Genomic DNA, 3,647 nt, shown 5'->3' on the forward strand with positions numbered 1-3,647 from the left:
TGCGGACCGATGACGGCAGCAGACTCAAGTGCATTCTTCCTCCTGTTTATGCGCAACGAAGGCGGGTGCAAAAATTGATGCAAACCCACTCAATAGGAGCCCGGCGGCGGCGTCGTCACCGGCTTGAAGCGCCGCGCCGATGCGGTCATGTCGACGAAGCAGGATCGCGTCGCGCCGACGAGCCCGCCCACGGGCGCCTTGAGTGCGTCCACGGCGGGCGACTCGCCAGGGTAGGCGGGCGACAACCCACATTTGCGCAAGACCCGGTTCACCTGGTGGACGCGAGCGGTCTCGCGCGTGACCGAGGTGTAGAAGGTCACGCCGATCGAAATCGACACGCGATTGCCCGGGGAGGTCCAAGCGGTATCGGAGCTCGTCATGTGCGGCGAGGTGCTCGGGAAGTACACGCCGTCTCCCGGGCGGGCGTCGAACTCGTGGCCCCGGGCCCGGAATTCCTCCTGGAAGCGCACCTTTCGGAGCGAATGGGTGACGATGAAATCCTCCACCGCCTCGGCCGGCACGATGGAGCGGTCTTGGTGGTCCCATACGTTCAGGATCTTGCGTCCGTGCAGCTGCAGCCAGAAGTTGTTCTCGCGATCGATGTGAAAAGGCGTCACAGAGGGCGGAGCCGAGATGAAGATGAACCCGTTCACTCGGAAAATGTCGGGTTGCTCGGGCTCGACGCTTCCCCGCATGGTGTCCACGATGGCGAGAAGCAGCGCCTGGTAGCGCGGAATGGCTTCAATGTTGTAGAGGGCCACCGACGCACCCGGCTCCTCCATGCGCTCGAAGTGTTCATCGATGCTGCGCCCGTCCGGATGCCGGCTGTCGTGCGCGATGGTGGAAGCGACTGTGAGGCCAGGCCTCATGAATCGACAGCGCCCCAGGGGAGCGAGTTCCTTGCCGAGCTTCACGAGTTCGGGCACCTGGAAGAGCGGATGCTCGTGAAAGTTGTGATGCAGGGCGGTGATCCTGTGCGTGGAGAAGCTTGCAGGATTCTCTGCCCAAATGCGAAACGTCGGCGGCGGCGCGGCCCGCCAACCGATGATCATGTCTTGTGCGTCTCTCATGGTCGAAATCCCCCGCCACATGTAGTACCTTGGTCTTCATGTAACGCACTATCGCAGAAAAAAATGTGAAATGTTCACATTTTTTTGCACTTGTTTTTAATAGAGACCGCATCTACCGGCCACTGGGCTGAGGAGCGCCCACCATGCAAATGGTTGGGCAGGCGTTAGGGAGCAAGGTGCCGGCGCTCGACGCGTGGAGGCCCTCATGCCGCAGACATCTATCCGGCGGCCGCAAGCCACGACGGATGGGGGAAAAGCGCCGAGTTGCTCAAGCTGTGGCAGAACAAGCGCCGCGCAAGCTCCGATTGATGTGCTCGCTCGCGAACGCCGAGGACATAGGCGGGCGCATCGCGAAGAGCTCCTGGAAGTCGGTGCCTGAGCCCGCCTGCTGACGAGACCCGAGCGTCCCTAGTGGCGGCGCTGCCGTGCTCCCAGCGCGCGGCGATAGGCAGCGAGGTAGTTCGCCATCATCTGCGTCGCCGAGTACTGCTGAGCGTTCTCCAATCCCAAGGCGCGCATCTCCGCCAATCGCCCAGCCGCCTGCTCGATGGCCTGGGCCATGGCTTCTGGACGCTGCAGCGCATTGCCCAGATCTACAGGGTGGAGCGCGAACTGGCGGAGATGCCCGCTGAAGAACGACTGGCCGAAAGAATGAACATTGCTCGGCCCCTGTGGGAGCAGCTGCAAGCATGGCTGCGGCTGGAGCGAGGCCGAGTGCCTGACGGCAGTGCGACGGCCAAGGCCTTGAACTACAGCTTGAATGCCTGGGAGGCGCTCACGCGCAACCTGCTCGATGGCGACGTGCCCGTTGACAACAATCACTGTGAGAATTTGATTCGTCCCTGGGCAATGACCTGCTCATAGTGCCCCTCTTCGTTAAGTGCTTGAAAACATTGAGATCTGCTTCTCGCCGTCGGCGTGACACGGGCGATCTGTTCGCCCCACGGCATCGGTCACCTTAGGATCGAGCAGGTCGCTGGCCCGAATCTGGTACGGCGCGCGGGGCACGACCTGCTCGGCTGGTAGCAGCCCATCCTTGATCAGGCGTCGAATGCGATGGTTGTTGACGCCGAGCGTGGCTGCCGCCTCCGACATGGTCAACCAGTCGCTGTCCTTGTGTGCCGAACGATAGGCACGAATATCGTGGACCTTGCGCGTCGAGGAGACTCGGTGCTCTGTCCAGGTCTTGCCCTGTCCGGTAGGCAGGCCCATGCGGTTGAGCGATGCGGCGATGTGCTCATCCGACCATTTGCCCGCCATGCTGCGTATGACGGCCAAGCGTCTTCAGGTGTGCGGCAGCCATGCTCGCCGGTGCGCGGCTTGATCACGCGAATTTGAGAGTGCTGCCCGCCGCGCCAGTGAACCGTGAGCACCACTTCGCGCGTTGCGTCGTCGACGTCGGCAATGATGTCCTTGACGAGCGTGCGAAGCAGTTGCTGGCGCGAACGCATCGTCACTCCCGGTGCATTCCATGCAGCCTAGAGATCCTCGGCAAGACCGTCCAGGTTCGGGGCCGGCGCGGCATCCTGCTCCTGATCGAAAGCTGCAACGCGCTGTTCGCAGCGGCGCACGCGCTCCAATGCAGCTTCCCAGCTCTTCTCGAGCTGAGAGGCGATCAAGCGATGGTCGGGATCGCAGGCCGCGTAGCGCCGCTCGGCGAGAGACGCTTCATAGCGCGCCTGCTGCCAATTCCACGATGCGCCGCTGTTCTGCCTGAACTTCCATGTGCCTCCGTTGGGCCTGCATTGCCGCTTCAATCGCCAGTGGCTCAACGGCGCGCAGCAATTCGCGTGTGATCGCCTCATCGGGCCGCCGGCCTCCAAAGGTGAAGCATCGTGGCTGCCCCAGATAGTTGTTGGGGCGATCGCACCGGTATACCGCTTGACGAATACCGCCGCCCACATAGTTCACCGTGAGGCGTCGACCACATCGTCCACAACACAGCATCCCGGACAGCAACGCCCGACCACCGCGACCCGACTTCACGCCGTCCACTCTACCGTATGCATTCATCGCCAGCAGCCTCTGATTGCGCTCGAATTCTGCCCAGCCAATGTAGGCCTCGTGGTGATCCTTGATCACCACATCCCACGTATCCGCCGGCTTGCCATGGCCATAACTCTTGCGCAGACGCCCCTCGACGAGGGTCGTTCGCTTCTCGCTCTTGCCATAGACGTAGACGCCGGCATAGAAGGGATTCTTGAGCACCGAGATCACGTTGCGGTAGCGGATCGGCGTCCAGTCGAAGCTCACCATCTTCTTGCCATCCGATGGTCGTGGAAAATGAACGCCGTCGGCGGCCAACGAGAGCAGCACCTGCCTGGCGCTGCCCAGCTTGCGGAAGCGCTCGAAGATCAGGTGAACCGCCTCCTGCAGACGGGCATCGGGATCGAAGCCCAGACCGACTTCACGATGCCAGATGTATCCCACCGGAACGCTGATTCGCAATTCCCCTCGATGGGCCTTGGCACGGGCTGCCTCGAACATGCGTGACCTGAGCACTCCGAGCTCAAACGCGCTGCGGCGATCTACAGCCTTGTGGAGACGGCCAAGCTCAACGGGATCGATCCCGAGGCC

5 protein-coding genes are annotated in these 3,647 nt (G+C 62.3%); 1 reads left to right on the forward strand and 4 read right to left on the reverse strand.

Translation table 11 applies throughout. The features are described 5' to 3' along the window. Nucleotides 1–89 precede the first annotated feature (89 nt). Nucleotides 90–1,052, reverse strand: a complete 963-nt coding sequence (locus EJI01_RS28065) for a JmjC domain-containing protein (protein ID WP_126840377.1) — start codon at nt 1,050–1,052, stop codon at nt 90–92. 429 nt (nt 1,053–1,481) lie between these two features. Here EJI01_RS28065 and EJI01_RS28070 point away from each other — a divergent pair, with 429 nt between their 5' ends. Further along, the gene (locus EJI01_RS28070) at nt 1,482–1,934 is read left to right on the forward strand and encodes a transposase (protein WP_185879103.1); all 453 of its coding nucleotides are present in this window, start codon (nt 1,482–1,484) and stop codon (nt 1,932–1,934) included. 12 nt (nt 1,935–1,946) lie between these two features. Here EJI01_RS28070 and EJI01_RS29140 read toward each other — a convergent pair whose 3' ends face one another. From EJI01_RS29140 to EJI01_RS29150, 3 genes are all read right to left on the reverse strand, one after another. Continuing rightward, nucleotides 1,947–2,348, reverse strand: a complete 402-nt coding sequence (locus EJI01_RS29140) for a helix-turn-helix domain-containing protein (protein ID WP_221885737.1) — start codon at nt 2,346–2,348, stop codon at nt 1,947–1,949. 200 nt (nt 2,349–2,548) lie between these two features. Continuing rightward, nucleotides 2,549–2,689, reverse strand: coding sequence for a hypothetical protein (locus EJI01_RS29145; protein ID WP_221885738.1), 141 nt, complete (start codon nt 2,687–2,689; stop codon nt 2,549–2,551). A 49-nt stretch (nt 2,690–2,738) separates the two neighbouring features. Beyond that, on the reverse strand, nt 2,739–3,647 hold a 909-nt coding region (locus tag EJI01_RS29150; protein ID WP_221885736.1), incomplete at its 5' end, for a recombinase family protein.

Source organism: Variovorax sp. MHTC-1, from assembly GCF_003984645.1.
GTDB lineage: Bacteria > Pseudomonadota > Gammaproteobacteria > Burkholderiales > Burkholderiaceae_C > Variovorax.

Coding starts and splice junctions, on each gene's coding strand:
- EJI01_RS28065 (WP_126840377.1), bottom strand. CDS start 1,052: ATGATCATCGGTTGGCGGGCCGCGCCGCCGCCGACGTTTCGCATTTGG.